17 protein-coding genes are annotated in these 15,951 nt (G+C 72.3%); 1 reads left to right on the top strand and 16 read right to left on the bottom strand.

The window, feature by feature from the left end:
* Positions 1 to 89 precede the first annotated feature (89 nt).
* The 4 genes from SSMG_RS18130 to SSMG_RS18115 form a co-directional block, all read right to left on the bottom strand.
* Positions 90 to 329, bottom strand: coding sequence for a hypothetical protein (locus SSMG_RS18130; protein ID WP_286156963.1), 240 nt, complete (start codon positions 327 to 329; stop codon positions 90 to 92).
* 46 nt (positions 330 to 375) lie between these two features.
* Entirely contained in the window at positions 376 to 603 is a 228-nt protein-coding gene (locus SSMG_RS18125) for a hypothetical protein (protein WP_009078209.1), read from the bottom strand.
* 37 nt (positions 604 to 640) lie between these two features.
* Positions 641 to 1,081: an Lrp/AsnC family transcriptional regulator gene (locus SSMG_RS18120; protein ID WP_286157055.1), complete on the bottom strand. Its 441-nt coding sequence runs from the start codon at positions 1,079 to 1,081 to the stop codon at positions 641 to 643.
* A 64-nt stretch (positions 1,082 to 1,145) separates the two neighbouring features.
* Positions 1,146 to 2,288: a Xaa-Pro peptidase family protein gene (locus tag SSMG_RS18115; protein ID WP_009078205.1), complete on the bottom strand. Its 1,143-nt coding sequence runs from the start codon at positions 2,286 to 2,288 to the stop codon at positions 1,146 to 1,148.
* A gap of 237 nt (positions 2,289 to 2,525) precedes the next feature.
* Between SSMG_RS18115 and SSMG_RS18110 the strand changes: the two genes are divergently transcribed.
* Positions 2,526 to 3,470, top strand: coding sequence for a 5'-3' exonuclease (locus SSMG_RS18110; protein WP_037717446.1), 945 nt, complete (start codon positions 2,526 to 2,528; stop codon positions 3,468 to 3,470).
* Between the two features lie 47 nt (positions 3,471 to 3,517).
* On the opposite strand, the gene SSMG_RS18105 is transcribed toward SSMG_RS18110, so the two are convergent.
* From SSMG_RS18105 to SSMG_RS18050, 12 genes are all read right to left on the bottom strand, one after another.
* Positions 3,518 to 4,735, bottom strand: a complete 1,218-nt coding sequence (locus SSMG_RS18105; protein WP_009078201.1) for a GNAT family N-acetyltransferase — start codon at positions 4,733 to 4,735, stop codon at positions 3,518 to 3,520.
* Positions 4,736 to 4,791: 56 nt separating this feature from the next.
* Positions 4,792 to 5,178, bottom strand: a complete 387-nt coding sequence (locus tag SSMG_RS18100; protein WP_009078198.1) for a DUF4333 domain-containing protein — start codon at positions 5,176 to 5,178, stop codon at positions 4,792 to 4,794.
* Positions 5,179 to 5,215: 37 nt separating this feature from the next.
* Positions 5,216 to 6,418 carry a GNAT family N-acetyltransferase gene (locus SSMG_RS18095; RefSeq protein WP_009078197.1) on the bottom strand — a complete coding sequence of 401 codons (1,203 nt, stop codon included), beginning with the start codon at positions 6,416 to 6,418 and terminating at the stop codon, positions 5,216 to 5,218.
* Positions 6,419 to 6,469: 51 nt separating this feature from the next.
* The gene (locus SSMG_RS18090; RefSeq protein WP_037714074.1) at positions 6,470 to 7,177 is read right to left on the bottom strand and encodes a DUF4333 domain-containing protein; all 708 of its coding nucleotides are present in this window, start codon (positions 7,175 to 7,177) and stop codon (positions 6,470 to 6,472) included.
* Positions 7,178 to 7,304: 127 nt separating this feature from the next.
* Positions 7,305 to 10,070 carry an RNA helicase gene (locus tag SSMG_RS18085; RefSeq protein WP_009078194.1) on the bottom strand — a complete coding sequence of 922 codons (2,766 nt, stop codon included), beginning with the start codon at positions 10,068 to 10,070 and terminating at the stop codon, positions 7,305 to 7,307.
* A 51-nt stretch (positions 10,071 to 10,121) separates the two neighbouring features.
* Positions 10,122 to 11,012 carry a diacylglycerol kinase family protein gene (locus SSMG_RS18080; protein ID WP_009078193.1) on the bottom strand — a complete coding sequence of 297 codons (891 nt, stop codon included), beginning with the start codon at positions 11,010 to 11,012 and terminating at the stop codon, positions 10,122 to 10,124.
* A 2-nt stretch (positions 11,013 to 11,014) separates the two neighbouring features.
* Complete coding sequence (tatC, locus tag SSMG_RS18075; protein ID WP_009078191.1) at positions 11,015 to 11,992, bottom strand: twin-arginine translocase subunit TatC; 978 nt, start codon at positions 11,990 to 11,992, stop codon at positions 11,015 to 11,017.
* Positions 11,993 to 12,080: 88 nt separating this feature from the next.
* Positions 12,081 to 12,401, bottom strand: coding sequence for a Sec-independent protein translocase subunit TatA (gene tatA / locus SSMG_RS18070; RefSeq protein ID WP_009078189.1), 321 nt, complete (start codon positions 12,399 to 12,401; stop codon positions 12,081 to 12,083).
* Positions 12,402 to 12,448: 47 nt separating this feature from the next.
* Positions 12,449 to 12,661, bottom strand: coding sequence for a bacteriophage holin (locus SSMG_RS18065; RefSeq protein ID WP_037717445.1), 213 nt, complete (start codon positions 12,659 to 12,661; stop codon positions 12,449 to 12,451).
* A 10-nt stretch (positions 12,662 to 12,671) separates the two neighbouring features.
* Positions 12,672 to 13,652 carry a YafY family protein gene (locus tag SSMG_RS18060; RefSeq protein ID WP_009078184.1) on the bottom strand — a complete coding sequence of 327 codons (981 nt, stop codon included), beginning with the start codon at positions 13,650 to 13,652 and terminating at the stop codon, positions 12,672 to 12,674.
* Positions 13,649 to 14,641 carry a YafY family protein gene (locus SSMG_RS18055; RefSeq protein ID WP_009078182.1) on the bottom strand — a complete coding sequence of 331 codons (993 nt, stop codon included), beginning with the start codon at positions 14,639 to 14,641 and terminating at the stop codon, positions 13,649 to 13,651. The genes SSMG_RS18060 and SSMG_RS18055 overlap by 4 nt, the downstream gene beginning before the upstream one ends.
* A 155-nt stretch (positions 14,642 to 14,796) precedes the next feature.
* A complete protein-coding gene (locus SSMG_RS18050) occupies positions 14,797 to 15,948 on the bottom strand; it encodes an oxidoreductase (protein ID WP_286157054.1) in 1,152 nt (383 codons plus the stop codon).
* Positions 15,949 to 15,951 lie beyond the last annotated feature (3 nt).

Below are 15,951 nucleotides of genomic sequence, written 5' to 3'. Positions count from 1 at the left end.
CAGCACAATCACAATTCGGGGTGCCCCACGCAACCAAAGACGACGGCAATGTCGCCCCCCAGGGCGACGAGCCGAACCCCCAAGAAGACTCACAAATCCAACGCAGCCCTCAAAGCCACATCAATCTGCTCCTGAACCTCCGCATCAACCTCAGCAACCCGCTCCGCCAGCCAAGGCCGATACAACCGCGTGAGATTCAACGTGGACACCCAATACCGAGCATCCACCGCCACCCCGAGAATGTCCTGCGGATCCCGATCCAACAGTTCCGTCCCGAGCAGCCAAGGCCGCTCGGACTCATTCACCCCGTCCGAAGACAGCAGCACCACAGTCCGCTGCCGCGCGGGATCCGTAGGCGGGTGGTAAGTCCAGACCTCACCCCTGCGCACGCATCTCCTTCTCCGCGGCCGCCCGCTCCGCCTCGTCCGCCTCGGCGGCAGGCGTGGCCGGAGCCCGCTGCGGGGTGTACCCAGTCCGGACCGCCTCGCGCCGGGCTGCCTTGGACAGCCAGGACGAGACCGAGATTCCGTGCGCTTTCGCGGCCCGCTCGGCGTACTCGAGCGCACCGGTGTCGAGCGAGAGTGTCACCTTACGTGTCGCCATACCTTTTACCGTACCACTCTTACCGCCTCGGCGGCTCTCACAGCGTCGGCGACCGTCCCTCGAACGGCGTGGACAGCACGACCGTGGTCCGGGTCGACACCTTCGCCGCCTCGCGGATCCGCCGGAGCAGGTCTTCGAGGCCGAGCGGCGACGCGACGCGCACCAGCAGGATGTAGGACTCGTCGCCGGCGACCGAGTAGCAGGACTCGATCTCGGTGATGTGCTGGATCCGCTGCGGGTAGTCGTCGGGCGCGGCCGGGTCGTTCGGGGTGAGCGAGATCAGCGCGGTGAGCGGGAGGCCGATCTGCTCGCCGTCGAGCCGGGCGGTGTAGCCGAGGATGACGCCGCGCTGTTCGAGGCGGCGCACCCGCTGGTGCACCGCCGAGACCGACAGCCCGACGCGTTCGGCGAGGTCGGTGAAGCTGCGCCGGCCGTCGGCGGCCAGCTCCTGCACGATCGCCTGGTCGAGCGGTTCCAGCGGGCCGCTCATGCCGTCGCCTCGGTCCCAGCGCGAACGGCGGTGCCTCGTTTGCCGGCCGCGCTCATGCGTCCAGCACGACCAGTTCGTGCGGCCGCGTGTTCACCGGCTCGACGCCCGAGTCGGTGACGAGCACGATGTCCTCGATCCGGGCGCCCCAGCGGCCCGGCTGGTAGATGCCGGGTTCGACGCTGAAGGCCATGCCCGTTTCGAGCGGCAGCGCGTTGCCCTTGATGATGTAGGGCTCCTCGTGCACGTCGAGGCCGATGCCGTGGCCGGTGCGGTGGATGAAGTACTCGCCGAATCCAGCGGCGTCGATGACGTCGCGCGCGGCCTTGTCGATGCTCTCGGCGGTCGCGCCGGGGCGGACCGCGTCGACGGCGGCCTGCTGCGCGCGCTGCAGCACGGCGTAGGTCTCGGCGACGTCGGCGTCGCGGGGCTCGCCGATCGAGTAGGTGCGGGTGGAGTCGGAGTTGTAGCCCTCGGGCACCGGACCGCCGATGTCGATCACGACGACGTCGCCGCGTTCGATGACGCGCTCGGAGACGTCGTGGTGCGGGCTGGCGCCGTTGGGTCCGGAGCCGACGATGACGAAGTCGGCGTGCGTGTGGCCCTCTTCGACGATGGCGGCGGTGATGTCCGCGCCGACCTCGGCCTCGGTGCGGCCGGCGCGCAGCCATTCGCCCATCCGGGCGTGGACGCGGTCGATCGCCGCGCCCGCCTTGCGCAGGGCGTCGAGCTCGGCGGCGTCCTTGCGCATCCGCAGCTCGCGCACGATCGGCCCGGCCAGCGTCTGCTCGGCGTCGCCGAACGCGGCGCGCAGGGACAGCACGTGCAGGGCCGGGGTGAAGTCGCTGACCGCGATCCGGCCGGGCTTGCCGAGCCGGTCGGCGACCAGCCGGTAGGGGTCGTCGCCGTCGACCCAGGTGAGCACCTCGACGCCGAGGTCGTCGGTGGGCACGCCGGCGTAGCCGGGGGCTTCGAGCTTCGGCACGACGAGCGCGGGGACGCCGTCGGCGGGGACGACGAGAGTGGTCAGCCGTTCGAACGAGCCGCCCGCCTGGCCGAGCAGGTACCGCAGGTCGGATCCGGGCGCGAGGAGCAGCGCGTCGGTGTCGGCGGCGGCGGCCGCTTTCGCGGCGCGGCCGAGACGGGCGCGGAGCGCGGCGGCGTCGGGGGCGGGCGAGTGGAGGGATCGGCTCGACATGAGGCCGAGCCTAGTACCGGCGTCCCGGCACGGCCCGCCCGTCCTCCCGAACCGGCGTGCCGCCGCGGCCACCTCGCCGAAGCCCCGTGCGGGCGGCCGCTGGCGCCGTCCGTGAAGGGCTCCTTGAGGGAATCTGATTCCCTCAAGGAGCCCTTCACGGACGTTGGCCTTCCCGCGAACTGACGCGCCCGGCGCCGCTTTCAGGGCGATCCGGGCCGGACGTGGCAGGCTGTGCGGGTGACCGGACCACTCGCTCTCCTCGATTCCGCGAGCCTCTACTTCCGCTCGTTCTACGCGCTGCCCGATTCGATGACCGCGCCCGACGGGACGCCGGTCAACGCCGTGCGCGGGTTCACCGACACGATCGCGCGCATCCTGACCGACCGTCGTCCGTCGCGGCTGGTCGCCTGTCTCGACGCGGACTGGCGGCCGAAGTTCCGCACCGATCTGCTGCCGAGCTACAAGGCGCACCGGGTCGCGGTGCCCGGGGACGGCGGGGCGGACGTCGAGGAGGTGCCCGACACGCTGACCCCTCAGGTGCCGATCATCCTGGAAGTGCTGGAGGCGTTCGGGTTCGCCGTCGCGGAGGCGGACGGGTACGAGGCGGACGACGTGATCGGCGCGCTCGCGACGCGGGAGAAGGACGCGCCGGTCGAGGTGATCACCGGCGACCGCGACCTGTTCCAGCTGGTGCGCGAGGAGCCGACGCCGACGTCGGTGGTCTACGTCGGGAAGGGCTGGGCGAAGGCGGAAGTGCTGGGGCAGCGGGAAATCGCCGAGAAGTACGGCGTTCCGGCCGAGCACGCCGGGCCCGCGTACGCCGACATGGCCGCGTTGCGCGGCGACCCGTCGGACGGGCTGCCCGGCGTGGCCGGGATCGGCGAGAAGACCGCGGCGAAGCTGATCACCGAGTTCGGTTCGCTGGAGGAACTCGTCGCCGCGGCCTCGGCCGGGGATTCGCGGGTGCCGCTGAAGACCCGGCTGCGGCTCTCCGACGCCGCGGACTACCTGGCCGTCGCGCCCACCGTGGTGCGGGTCGCGGTGGACGCGCCGGTCGTGCAGTCCGGGCCGGACGCGGTGCCGTCCGCGCCCGCCGATCCGGACCGGGTGGCGGAGCTGGCCGAGCGGTGGAACCTCGGCCGCTCGGTGGAGCGGCTGCTGGCGGCGCTGCCCGGGGCTTGACCCGTCCGGGGAGGGTTCCGCCGGACGCCGGAACCCTCCCGCGAAGGTCAGAAGTGCGTACCGGTCCAGGGCTGCGTCCCGGTCCGGAACAACGCGTCCACCCGCGCCAGCGTTTCCGCGCTGGCGCCGGTGATCCGGCCGGACAACGCGAGCGGACCGGCCTCCCAGGCGCCGAGGTACAGCATCGCCAGGGTGTCGACGTCGAGCTGCAGGTCGGCCTCGGCCTCGGTGCGTTCGACGCCGTCGCCGCCGACCCGGTACCGGCCGCGGTTGTCCGGCAGCATGCGGTCGTTCACTTCCAGCACCACCGGTTCGGCCGAGCCGTACGTGCGTGCCGCGAGCGCGGCCGGAACGTCGATCAGCCGCAGCCACAGTTCGTCGTCGACGCCGACGGTCTGGGCCCGGCGCGGGTCGACGAGCAGCAGGCCGACCGGATCGTCCACCGGACGGCCGCGCACGTTCACGACCTCGATCAGGTCCACCGACAGCAGGAACCGCCACAGCCCGGCCAGCGCTTCCGGGCTCGCCGCGTGCATGTCGTGGACTTCGAGCGCGGCGCCGCGCTCCGGGTCGAGGTAGCTGTTCTGCGGCACGACGTGGAAGACCGCGTAGCCGTCGTCGCCGTCCGGTCCACTGTGGACGGCCACGCGATGGTTGCCGCCGTCCGGGTGGAGATGCCAGTTGAACGCAATCGGCCACCACAGTTCCGGACGGGCGATCAGGCCGGGGCGGCGGGTGTCGATCCGTTGGTACAGCGAGGGAATCGTCGCGATCGCGTCGTCGGTGGAGAGCAGCCGGACGCGGCCGGGGGCGGCGACGGTTTCGCGCAGCCGGGCCGGGTGCTTGACCTGCAGGGTGGCCATGCGGGTGGCGACGCCGTAGCCGAAGCGGCCGTAGATCAGGGCTTCGCTCGCGTGCAGGGCGGCGACGACGTGGCCGCGCCGGACGAAGTCGTGCAGTTGCCGGTCCATCATCGCGGTGAGCACGCCGCGGCGGGTCCAGTCCGCGCGGACGCCGACGCCGTCGACCGCGGCCATCGGCACGGAGCCGCCGCCGGGGACGGTGAGTCGCGTGGCGAACGAGCTGGCGATGCCGATGGGTTCGCCGTCGTGGAACGCTCCGGTCCGGCCGTCCGCCGTCCACGAACCGCCGACCTTCGCCCAGCGCTCGTCCGAGGGCGGGTTTCCGTGCAGGGACCGCACCAGAAGGTCGAGAGTCGCGCGGCTTTCGGAGTCGGTGATCTGGCGTACCACGTAGTCGCTCATGTCCCGATTGAACCAATCCGGACCGGCGCGCGGCTATCGGATTTAGCGCGGCGGGGTCACTGCGGCGGGTCGACGCGGTAGTTGCCGTCCGCGCCGGTCACCGTGATGGGGACGTGTTTCGTCTTGCCCGCGATGTCCACAGTGCACTGGAAGCGCGAGCCGTCGGCGACGGGCTGCCGGTCCGGGCAGGTGACCGCGCCGACGTTCGCCATCTTGTAGTCGTCGGTGAGGAGCCGGGTGACGGCCGAAGCCATCACCCGGGAATCGAACACGCGCATCGCCGACGAGGAGCTGGGCGCCGACGACGACGCGACGCCCGGTTGCGCGGGGCTGTTCGGCGTGACGGTGACGGTGTGGACCGGCGGCGCCGGCGTGCCGCTGTCGCAGCCCGCGGCGGCGAGCATTCCCAAGCCGCACAACAGCAGCACCCGCACGGCGCGCATCAAACCCGCTCCTCTGCGCGAAACGTCTGGTCAACGGTCAGAAGAACGTACCGCACCACACCGATTCGCGCGTGCCGAAGAGAACGTCGGCGGACTCGGGCGCGGCCGGGTCGAGCACCTCGATGCGGCCGGTACCGGCGAGCGCGGACGCGCGGAACGTTCCGAAGTAGAGCATCGCGAGAGTGTCGACCGAGAGCCGCAGCGCGGGTTCCGCGTCGGTGCGGGAGGCGCCGTCGGGTCCTACGCGGTAGCGGCCTTCGTTGGCGGGCAGCGACCGGTCGGAGACTTCGAGCACGACGGGTTCGGCCGGGCCGTAGGTGCGGGCGGCGAGCGCGGCCGGCACGTCGACCAGCCGCAGCCAGCTTTCGTCCTCGGTGCTCTCGGTTTTCGCCGCCCGCGGATCGGTGAACAGCAGCGCGTGCGGTTCGTCGAGCGGGCGCATGCCGAGGACGATCTCCTCGACCAGGTCGACCGACAGCAGGAACCGCCACAGTCCGGCGAACGCGGCCGGGTTGGCATAGCTGAACTCCACCGCCTGCAGCTTGCCGTTGTCGTGGGCGGAACCCTCCTCGACGTGGTAGATCACGTAGCCGTCGACGCCGTCCTGGCCGGTGTGCACGGCGGTCTGGACCAGCTTCGCGCGGCGGCGCAGGTGTCCTTCGAACCCCGGCCAGTAGATCTCCGGCCGGGTCATCGCGGCGACGTGGCTCGTCGCGGTGGCGGCGTACAGTTCCGGCCAGCGCGGGGCGGCCTCGTCGATGCCGAGCACGGTGACCTCTCCCCCGGCCGGCACGTCCGGACGCAGTTGCGCCCGGTGCTTCTTCACCACGACCTGGTTCGCGAGGGTGGTGACGCCGTAGCCGTAGCGGCCGTAGATCGAGCCCTCGGACGCGTGCAGCAGCGCCAGCGCGACGCCTTGGTCGGCGAGGTCGCCCAGTTGCGCGGCCTGCAGCGAGCTGAGCACGCCGCGGCGGGTGCGTCCGGCGCGGACGCCGACCCCGGTGACCGCGGCGAGCGGGAGCCGGGCTCCGCCGGGGACCACCATTTCCGAGGCGAAGGACCGGGCGGTGCCGATCAGGTCCGGTTCGAAGACGCCCCAGCTGCGTTCGGCCGAGTAGGCCGCGGAGACGCGTTCCCATTCCTCGTCGGTGCCGGGCTGGACGTGCAGCGCGGCGCGGAACAAGTCCCAGGCCGCGCGCTGCTCGTCGGGACGGAGGATGCGGACGGTGCGGTCGCTCATGCTCCGATCATTGCCGGGCAGGCGGCCGCACCGCCACTGAATTGCGGGGCGTCACTTGGCCGCGGGCGGCGAGACCTCGTAGTTGCCGTCGTTGCCCTTGACCGTGATCGGGACCTGCTGCGGTTTGCCGTTGACGGTGGCGGTGCACTCGAATTTCGCGCCGTCCTCCACCTTCTGCTCGGCCGGGCAGGTGACCCCGCTGACGCCCTGGATCTTGTAGGTCTCGGTGAGCATCTTCGCGACGTCGGTCTGCATCTGGGTGTTGTTGAAGACCTCGGTCTTGAAGAAGCCGGGCGCGACGAAGCCGAGGATCGCCACGACGGCCACCACCACGACGAGCGCGCCGATCCCGATGAACAGGCCCTTCTTCGACCCGCCCGAGGATTCCGGCGCGGCTCCGCCGGGCTGGCCGTAGTCGTACTGGCCGGGCTGCTGGCCGCCGTACTGCTGCTGCGGGTCGCCGTAGGGCTGCTGGCCGTAGGAGGGCGGCTGCTGCCCGTACTGCGGCGGCTGCTGGCCCCACTGGGGCTGCTGCGGCGGCTGCTGCTGTTGCGGGTAGCCGCCGGGCTGCTGGCCGTACTGCGGGTCCTGACCGTAGGGCTGCTGGCCGTACTGCTGGGACGGGTACGGCTGCTGCTGCGGCCCGCTCTGCGGGTACGCGCCGCCCGGCTGCTGCCCGTAGTGGGGGTCCTGGCCGTAGGGCTGTTGCCCGTACTGGGGCTGCTGCCGCGGGTCGTTGCCGCCATACGGCGTGCTCATCGTTAGCCTCCGCCTTCGTGTGTCCGCATCCGCAGGCCGGGCCGCGGGTGTCGTGCGCGATCCAACCACAGGTCTGGACCTGGCACACCTGTCCGCGCGCAGTCGCCGCGAAGGTGTGCCCGGACCGTCACGCCGCGCCCGCGGCCACCACGCCGCGGCGCAGCGCCCGGACCGCCTGCGCGGCCGCCGAGCCGACCGGGTCCTCCTTGCCGAGGACGTCGCGGATCTGGTCGAGCAGGTCGATCACCTGGCGGCACCAGCGGACGAAGTCGCCCGCGGACAGCTCCTGCCCGTTGGTCTCGGCCGCGGTGAGGACCTTCTCCAGGGATTCGCCGCGCGCCCAGCGGTAGACCGGCCAGGCGAACCCGGCGTCGGGCTCGCGGGTGCGGTCGAGGCGGTGGCGGCGTTCGTCCTCGGTGAGTTCGACCCACAGCCTGCTGGTTTCCTGCCAGGCGCCGGGGACCGCGCCGCCGGGCAGGCGGGGTTCGCCCGCGGTGTCGCGGCGGGCCTCGAACACGAGCGTGGACACGACGGCGGCGAGTTCGGCCGGGCCGAGGCCGTTCCAGACGCCGTGCCGGATGCACTCGGCGGCGAGCAGGTCGGATTCGCTGTAGAGGCGGGTGAGGCGGCGGCCGTGCTCGGTGACACGGTCCTCGCCGTCGCCGGGGCGGACGTAGCCGCGTTCGCCGAGCAGCCGCAGGATCCGGTCGAACGCGCGGGCCAGCGAGTGCGTGGTGGCCGCGACTTTCCGTTCGAGCTGTTCAGTTTCCGCGGAGAGGCGCTGGTAACGCTCGACCCAGCGGAGGTTCGCCTCGCGTTCGGCCAGGCCGTGGCACGGGTGGGCGCGCAGGGCGCGGCGCAGCGAGGCGAGTTCGGCGTCGTCGGCGGCCGCGGTGCGGCGGCGCTGCCGTCCGGGCAGGGAGATGCCGGAGTCGCGCAGCGCCGAGGCGATGTCTCGGCGGGTTTTCGGCGAGCGCAGTTCGAGGTGCTTGGGCAGCCGGATCCGGCCGAGCGCCTCGACCGGGGACGGGAAGTCGGCCGAGGACAGCGGTCCGGACCAGCGGTCCTCGGTGACCACTACCGGCCGCGGTTCGCGGATCGGGTCGAGGCCGGGGTCGACGACGACGGCGAGGCCGGCGCGGCGGCCCGCGGGGACCGCGATGACGTCGCCCTTGCGCAGTTTTTCCAGCGACTGGGCGGTTTCGGCGCGCCGGGAGGAGGTGTTCTGCCGCGACAGGGTTTTCTCGCGGGCGGAGATCTTGGCGCGGAGTTCGACGTACTCGAGCATCTGGTCGAAGTCGCCGGAGATCGCGGCGGTGTAGCCCTTGAGGGCTTCCTTGTTGCGTTCGATCCTGCGCGCGGTGCCGACGACCGACCGGTCGGCCTGGAACTGCGCGAACGACTGTTCCAGCAGGTCGCGGGCGGCGTCGGCGCCGACCTGGGCGACCAGGTTGACCGCCATGTTGTAGCCGGGGCGGAACGACGAGCGCAGCGGGTACGTGCGGGTGGAGGCGAGTCCGGCGACGGCCTTCGGGTCTACCCCGGGCTGCCAGGCGACGACGGCGTGGCCCTCGATGTCGATGCCGCGGCGGCCGGCGCGGCCGGTGAGCTGCGTGTACTCGCCCGGGGTGAGGTCGACGTGGGCCTCGCCGTTGTATTTCACGAGCCGTTCGAGGACGACGGTGCGGGCGGGCATGTTGATGCCGAGGGCGAGGGTTTCGGTCGCGAACACGACCTTGACCAGGCCGCGGACGAACAGTTCCTCGACGGTTTCCTTGAACGCGGGCAGCAGGCCGGCGTGGTGGCCGGCGAAGCCGCGTTCGAGCGCCTCGCGCCATTCCCAGTAGCCGAGGACGCCGAGGTCGCCCTCGGGCAGGTCGGCGGTGCGCTCGTCGACGATCCGGCGGATCTCCTCGACCTGGTCGGGGCCGTTGAGCCGCAGGCCGGAGCGGACGCATTGGGCGACCGCGGCGTCGCAGCCGGCGCGGGAGAAGATGAACACGATCGCGGGCAGCAGCCCGGCGTGGTCGAGCCGTTCGACGACGTCGACGCGCGACGGGGGCCGGAACCTCGGGCCGCGCGGCGGGGCTCCCCGGCGGCCGCCGCGGGGACCGCGGAAGGTGGGCGCGAACCGGCCGAGGTCGTCGGTTTTGCGCAGCAGCGTGGGGTTGATCCGCAGCTGCTCGCCCGGGTCGGCTTCGTTCTGGCCGGCGAACAGGTCGAGCAGCTGGTTGCCGACGAGCATGTGCTGCCACAGCGGTACCGGGCGGTGCTCGTCGACGACGACGGTGGTGTCGCCGCGGACCTCGACGAGCCATTCGCCGAATTCCTCGGCGTTGCTGACCGTGGCGGACAGGCCGACCACGCGGACGTGTTCGGGCAGGTGGAGGATCACTTCCTCCCAGACCGCGCCGCGGAAGCGGTCGGCGAGGTAGTGGACCTCGTCCATGACCACGTAGCCGAGTTCGGGGATGGCGGAGCTGCCCGCGTAGAGCATGTTGCGGAGCACCTCGGTGGTCATGACGACCACCTGGGCGTTGCCGTTGATCGAGGTGTCGCCGGTGAGCAGGCCGACGGCGTCGTTGCCGTAGCGTTCGACGAGGTCGGCGTACTTCTGGTTGGACAGGGCCTTGATCGGCGTGGTGTAGAAGCATTTGCGGCCCTCGGCGAGGGCGAGGTGGACGGCGAACTCGCCGACCACGGTCTTGCCCGCCCCGGTGGGGGCGCAGACCAGGACGCCGTGGCCCTCTTCGAGCGCTTCGCAGCCGCGGATCTGGAAATCGTCGAATTCGAAGGCCGATTCGGCGGAAAACCGGGTCAGCTGGGGGTGCTTGGCGCGGCGACGGGAGGCAGCGTAGGCCTCGGCCGGCGATGGTGAAGGGCTAGTGGCCACTCCGTCAGGGTTTCATATGCCACCGACATTCCGCACGCGGCGTGCCGCCGGTCACCGCGGGGGCGCGACGACCGTGAGCGCGGAGGGCACGCAGACCGCTTCGACCGGCGTCCGGCCCTGGTCCTCGCCGTCGGCGTAGACCGGCCAGCCGGGCGCTTCGATGCGCAGGGTGCGGGTGCGGAAGGTTTCGACGCTGGACTTGTGCACGTGTTCGCCGGTGCGCAGGTGCGGCAGCATCCGCAGGAGGCGGGCGCGGCCGGGGGCGCCGATGAGGGTGACGTCGAAGAGGCCGTCGTCCGGGGCGGCGTCGGGGCAGATGGGGATGCCGCCGCCGTAGTACGGGGTGTTGCCGACCGCGATGAGGCTCGTGTCCCCGGAGATGGCGCCCTCGTCGGTGTACACGACGATCGGGCTGGGTTTGAACGCGGCGAGTTCGGCGAGGATCGCGAGGTCGTAGCGGCGGGGTCCGGCGGGCCAGCGCATCGCGTTCGCGCGGGCGTTGACGGCGGCGTCGAATCCCGCGCAGAGCACGGTGGCGAACCAGGTGTCGCCGACGCGGCCGAGGTCGACGGTGCGCCGGTGCCCGGCTTGCAGGGCTCGGGCGAGGGCGTCGGTGGCCGCGCGCGGGTCGGCCGGGACGCCGAGGGCGCGGGCGAAGTCGTTGCCGGTGCCGGAGGGGACGAGGCCGAGTGCGACGCCGTGGTCGGCGCAGAACTGGACGCCTTGGTGGGCCGCGCCGTCGCCGCCGAGGACGATCAGCACGTCGAGGCCTTCGGCGTGCGAGGACCGCATGAGGGCGCGGGATTCCTCGACGCTGGTGGCGGTGAGGAGGTCGAGCCGGTCGACGGCGGGCCGGAGCCGCGCCGCGACCGCTTCGGCGAGGCGGGCGGCCGTGCCGCGGCCGGAGGCCGGGTGCACGGCCAGCGCTGCGTTCAGGCCCATGCTCAGGTGATGTCGTCGGTCGGGCCGGCGCGTCCGGAGGACGGCTGCTGCGCGGTCGGTTCCTCGCCGTCGGCGGTGGTCGGCGTGTAGTGGAACGGCGCGGCCTCGTCGTCGGCCAGCTGGTCCCAGCCCTCGTCGTGGCGGACGCGGTCGAGCTTGCGGTCGTGGAAGCGGGCGAGCTGGATCGAGATCTCGAACAGCAGGGTGAGCGCGGCGGCGAGGCCGAGCATCGAGAACGGGTCCGAGCCGGGGGTGGCGAACGCGGCGAACACGAACAGCGCGAACACGATGCCGCGGCGCCACTTCTTGAGCTGCTGGTACTTGAGGACGCCGACGCGGTTGAGCATCACGACGAGCAGCGGGAGTTCGAAGCTGACGCCGAAGATCACCAGCAGCGACAGGATGAACGAGATGTACTTGTCCGCGGTGAGGGCGGTGACGAACTGGTCCTGGCCGAATCCGGCCAGCAGCGCGAGCGCGTGCGGGACGAGCAGGTAGGCCAGCACGGCGCCGGCGGCGAAGAGCACGGAGGCGAAGCTGACGAAGATCAGCGCGTACCGGCGTTCCTTGGCGTAGAGGCCGGGCGCGATGAACGCCCACAGCTGGTACAGCCAGGCCGGCGACAGCAGCACCGCGCCGGCCGCGACGCCGACCTTGAGGCGGATCATGAACGCTTCGAACGGCACGGTCTGCAGCAGCCGGCAGCCGGACTGGTCGCCGGCGAAGCGCTGCGAGGCCGGGATGGCGCAGTACGGGTGGGTCATGATGTCGCCGAGCGACGGGACCGGGCCGAGGCGCTGCTCGAACCAGATGAACCCGAAGATCGCGCCGATGACGACGAAAACGACCGCCCAGCCGAGGCGGCGGCGGAACTCGTAGATGTGCTCGATGAGCGTCATCGTGCCGTCGGGGTTTTTCCGACGGCTGCGCCGGCTCCGCTTGCTGGACCGGCTGCCGTTGCCGTGGGCGGCTTCCGCCACTGGTCGTTCCGTTCTCGTCAGAGCCCGCCGGGGCGCGCCGCGCCGGCGCGCCGCCGTGGACCGGGGACCGGGTGGTGCGCGCGGAGGGTCAGCTCGCGTTCTTCTGCGGCTGGTCGGCCGAGGACGCCTGCTGCCTCTTCAGTTCGTCGAGCTGGCGCTGGAGGTCGGCGACCTGCTTGTCGTGCGCGGTCTGCGCGGGCGCGGCGATGTGCCGGGTGTCGGCGGACTCGGCCTCGGCTTCGGCCTTCTGTTCGCCGGTCAGGTCCTTGGTCTCGGCCTTGAAGATCTTCATGGACTTGCCGATGGACCGGGCCGCGTCCGGGAGCCGCTTCGCTCCGAGCTTCGCTCCGAACAGCAGAACCACCACGAGCACCAGAACGATGATGTGCCACGGCTGCAGCGCGTTCATGGTCGTCTGCCCTCCTTGTCTGGGGTCTGTGCCGATGTTACTCGGTGTTACTTGTCGCCGGTCGCCGGGCGGCGTTCGGCCACGGCCACGCGGAGTGCCGCGGACCGGGCCCGGATCAGTCCGGTCCGGTCGTGGGTGTCCGCACTGACCATGCTCACGGTGCGGCGGAAGCGGCGCAAGACTCCGGCGGTCCGTACCAGCAGCAGGGCCAGGACGAGCAGGCCGGCCGCGAGCAGCACGTAGACGGGCAGGTACGGCACGGAAACCACCTTATCGGTCGGAGATGGACATGAGGTGACGGGCACGCGCCACGGCGTCGGCGGCCCGGCGACCGACTGCCTGCGCGAGGGTGGCGGGGCTCTCGACCTGGGCTTCGCCCCCGAGGCTGAGCACGAGGCGGACCATCCAGGGCTCGTCGCTGTAGCGCATGGCGATGCGCAGCCGTCCGCCGTCGAGTTCGTCCAGTTCCTCGCACGGGTAGTACTCGGCGACCCAGCGGGCGTCGGGGTCCAGCACGAGATGGGCGACCCGCTGATCGGGACGGGCGGAGAAGACGCCGTCGGACAGGTCGGTGGGCCGCGCGTGCGCCGGCGGAGCCGCGGGTTCGTCCAATACGGTGAGCGCGTCCACCCGGTCGAGGCGGAAGAGCCGGACGCCTTCGACCCGCCGGCACCACGCTTCGAGGTAGCCGACGCCCTGGACGATGACGAGCCGCATCGGGTCGACGGTGCGTTCGGTGATCTGGTCGCGGGAGGCGGTGTAGTAGCGCATCCGCAGCGCACGGCCGTCCTGCAGCGCGCCGGCCACGGTCTCGCGGGTGCGGGCGGCGCGGGCCCCTTCGCGCACTCCTCCCCCGACGACGACGCCGGCCGGACGGGCCTGTCCGGCGGCGTCCTCGATCTTGGCGATGGCGCGGCGGACCGCGTCGCCGTCGGCCACGCCCGGGGTTTCGGCGAGGGCGCGCAGGGCGACCAGCAGCGCGGTGGCTTCGCCGCCGGTGAGGCGCAGCGGGCGGCTCATCCCGGCGTCGTGGGTGACGACGATGGTGTCGCCTTCGAAGGACAGGTCGATGAGGTCGCCGGGGCCGTAGCCGGGCAGGCCGCACATCCACAGCAGTTCGAGGTCCTTGCGCAGCTGGCGCGGGGTGACGTCGAAGTCATGGGCGGCCTCGTCGATCCGGATGCCGGGGCGGGCCAGCAGGTAGGGCACGAGCGCGAGCAGTCTCGGCATGCGTTCGCCGGACGCGCTCACCGGACGCTCCCCTGGCCCGCGCGGGCGAGCACGGCCTCGAGCCGGTGCTGCACGGATTTGGCCAGCACGTCGGGTTCGAGCACGAGCACGTCCGGGCCTTGCGCGGCGATCCAGTCGGCGGCCGATTCCGGGAAGTACAGCCCGATCTCGACGACGTCGCCTTCCTCGCCCGCGATGGTCTCGCGGCCGACGACGTCGCCGCGGCGGCGGACCCCGGCGGCACGGCCGTCGGCGATCCAGAGCCGGGCGGTGGTGACCGGGGACGGGTCCTCGCTGCCGCCGGTCACCGACACGAGCTGCATCAGGTTGACGCCCTCGGGCCGCACGACCGCGCCCGGTTTCCCGATCGCGGCGACCTTTCCGGTGACGCGGGAGAGCCGGAAGCAGCGGGGCGCGTCGCGGTCGCGGTCGTGCCCGACGACGTACCAGCGGGCGCGCCAGGACACGACGCCCCACGGTTCGAGCGTGCGGATGCGGCGTTCCGGCGAGCCGCTGCGCCGGTATTCGAAGCGGACCGCCTGTCCGGCCTGGACGGCGGCGAGCATCGGCGCGAACGCCGGTTCCGCGCGCACCCGCGGTTCGATCACGGTCGGCGCCTGGTCGTCGACCTCGACGCCGGCCGCGCGCAGTTTCACCAGCGCGCCCTGGGCCTGTCCGGTCAGTTCGGGCGAGTCCCAGAGCCGGACGGCGAGCCCGACGGCGGCCGCCTCGTCGGGGGCGAGGTCGATCTCGCCGAGTTCGTAGTCGCGGCGCGCGATGCGGTAGCCCTCGACGGGGTCGAAGACGGAGTTGCGGCCGGTTTCGAGCGGGATGCCGAGTTCCCGCAGTTCGGTCTTGTCCCGCTCGAAGGTGCGGAAGAAGGCGTCGTCGCTGGCCGCGTCGGCGTACCCGGGCACGATCCCGCGGATCCGCTCCGCGGTGAGGTACTGCCGGGTGGAGAGAAGGGCCAGCACGAGGTTGACCAGCCGTTCGGCGCGTGCGGTGGACACCAGACGACTCTAGCTCTCCCCGCCGCGCGCGATCGTCAGGTCCGGCCCTCGCGCGTCGCGCCTGGTCAGCCCGCGTGCGGCGGCGGGACCCTCCGCGCGCGCCCGGTCACGCACCGCCGTTCCGGACGGGCGTGCTGCCCGGAACGGGTTCCCTCTTACGGAATCAATTTCGCCACGCGCCCCTTGGCCCCGCTGGCCCAGCACGCCCCGGTCCAGGTGCAGTCGACGGTGTCGAAGCCGCCGGTGTCGAACGAGGTCCAGTGCCGTCCCCCGTCGCGGCTCAGGTCGCTCCCGCCGGGCCCGACGGCCAGCACGGCGCCGCCGCGCCAGGCGAGCCCGGACCGGTACCCGGCGGGATGCTCCGGCGGCGTGCGCCAGGTGCGCCCGCGATCGTGGCTCACCGCGACCGCCGGTCCGGGTGCGGTCGGGTTGGCGTAGTCGCCGCCGATCGCGACGCCCTGCCACGGCGTGCGGAACGCGACCGCGAAAACCCCGGCCGACGCACTGCTCGGCAACGGGGTCTCGGCCGCGGTCCAGTGCCTGCCGCCGTCTCCGGAGTGCAGAACGCGGGCGTGGGCACCGCCGCCGGTCGCGAGCCAGGCGTCGAACGGTCCGGAGGTGGTGACGCATTGGCCGCTGGCCGCGAATCCCGCTTCCCCGGGCTCGGCGGGCGGGAACGCGTCGTCCGGGAGCTGCTTCCAGCTGCGGCCGCCGTCGAAGGTGGCCTGGACGCGGAACTTCCCGTCGACCGGATCGCTCATCGCGAGCCCGCGCCACGGGTCGAAGAAGGCGAGGCAGTCGTAGAACGCGGCGGAATCCGGGTTGTTGAACGTCTGCCGCCAGTGCTTACCGCCGTCGTCGGTGCGGTAGATCCGGGAATCCGCACCGGGTCCGATCGACAGCACGACGGCGTGCTCGGCGTCGAAGGCCTCGATGTCGCGGAACTCGAGCTTCCCGGCGCCCGGCGGCCCGACCGGCAGCCAGGTGCGGCCGCCGTCGACCGTCCGCAGCACCGTGCCCTGGGTGCCGCTGACCCACGCGACCCGCTCGCTGACGGCGGACAGCCCCCGGAATTGCGCGGTGGCGCCGGTGGGCAGAAGCCGCCACGACGGCAGCGAGGAGGCCGCGGCGACCCCGCCCAAGGACACCGACAGCACCGCCAGCATGACCAGGACCGTCCGGATCGCACGCATGCCGGAATCCTGCCGCAGCCAGCTGACGACTTTCGTCTGCTTTTTCGCCCGCGACAACGGTTTCCCGCTCACGCAACCCCCACGCGGGATCGCGTCGGCGTGCGGAGGGGCGATGTG

Source organism: Streptomyces sp. AA4 (assembly GCF_000158875.1).
Lineage (GTDB): Bacteria > Actinomycetota > Actinomycetes > Mycobacteriales > Pseudonocardiaceae > Amycolatopsis.
This window is presented reverse-complemented; position numbering and strand designations above follow the sequence as displayed.

What these genes read in the sequence shown, in the direction of transcription:
- SSMG_RS18125 (WP_009078209.1), bottom strand. Translation starts at nt 603, where the DNA reads ATGGCGACACGTAAGGTGACACTCTCGCTCGACACCGGTGCGCTCGAG.
- SSMG_RS18115 (WP_009078205.1), bottom strand. Translation starts at nt 2,288, where the DNA reads ATGTCGAGCCGATCCCTCCACTCGCCCGCCCCCGACGCCGCCGCGCTC.
- SSMG_RS18105 (WP_009078201.1), bottom strand. Translation starts at nt 4,735, where the DNA reads ATGAGCGACTACGTGGTACGCCAGATCACCGACTCCGAAAGCCGCGCG.
- SSMG_RS18100 (WP_009078198.1), bottom strand. Translation starts at nt 5,178, where the DNA reads ATGCGCGCCGTGCGGGTGCTGCTGTTGTGCGGCTTGGGAATGCTCGCC.
- SSMG_RS18095 (WP_009078197.1), bottom strand. Translation starts at nt 6,418, where the DNA reads ATGAGCGACCGCACCGTCCGCATCCTCCGTCCCGACGAGCAGCGCGCG.
- SSMG_RS18090 (WP_037714074.1), bottom strand. Translation starts at nt 7,177, where the DNA reads ATGAGCACGCCGTATGGCGGCAACGACCCGCGGCAGCAGCCCCAGTAC.
- SSMG_RS18080 (WP_009078193.1), bottom strand. Translation starts at nt 11,012, where the DNA reads ATGGGCCTGAACGCAGCGCTGGCCGTGCACCCGGCCTCCGGCCGCGGC.
- tatA (WP_009078189.1), bottom strand. Translation starts at nt 12,401, where the DNA reads ATGAACGCGCTGCAGCCGTGGCACATCATCGTTCTGGTGCTCGTGGTG.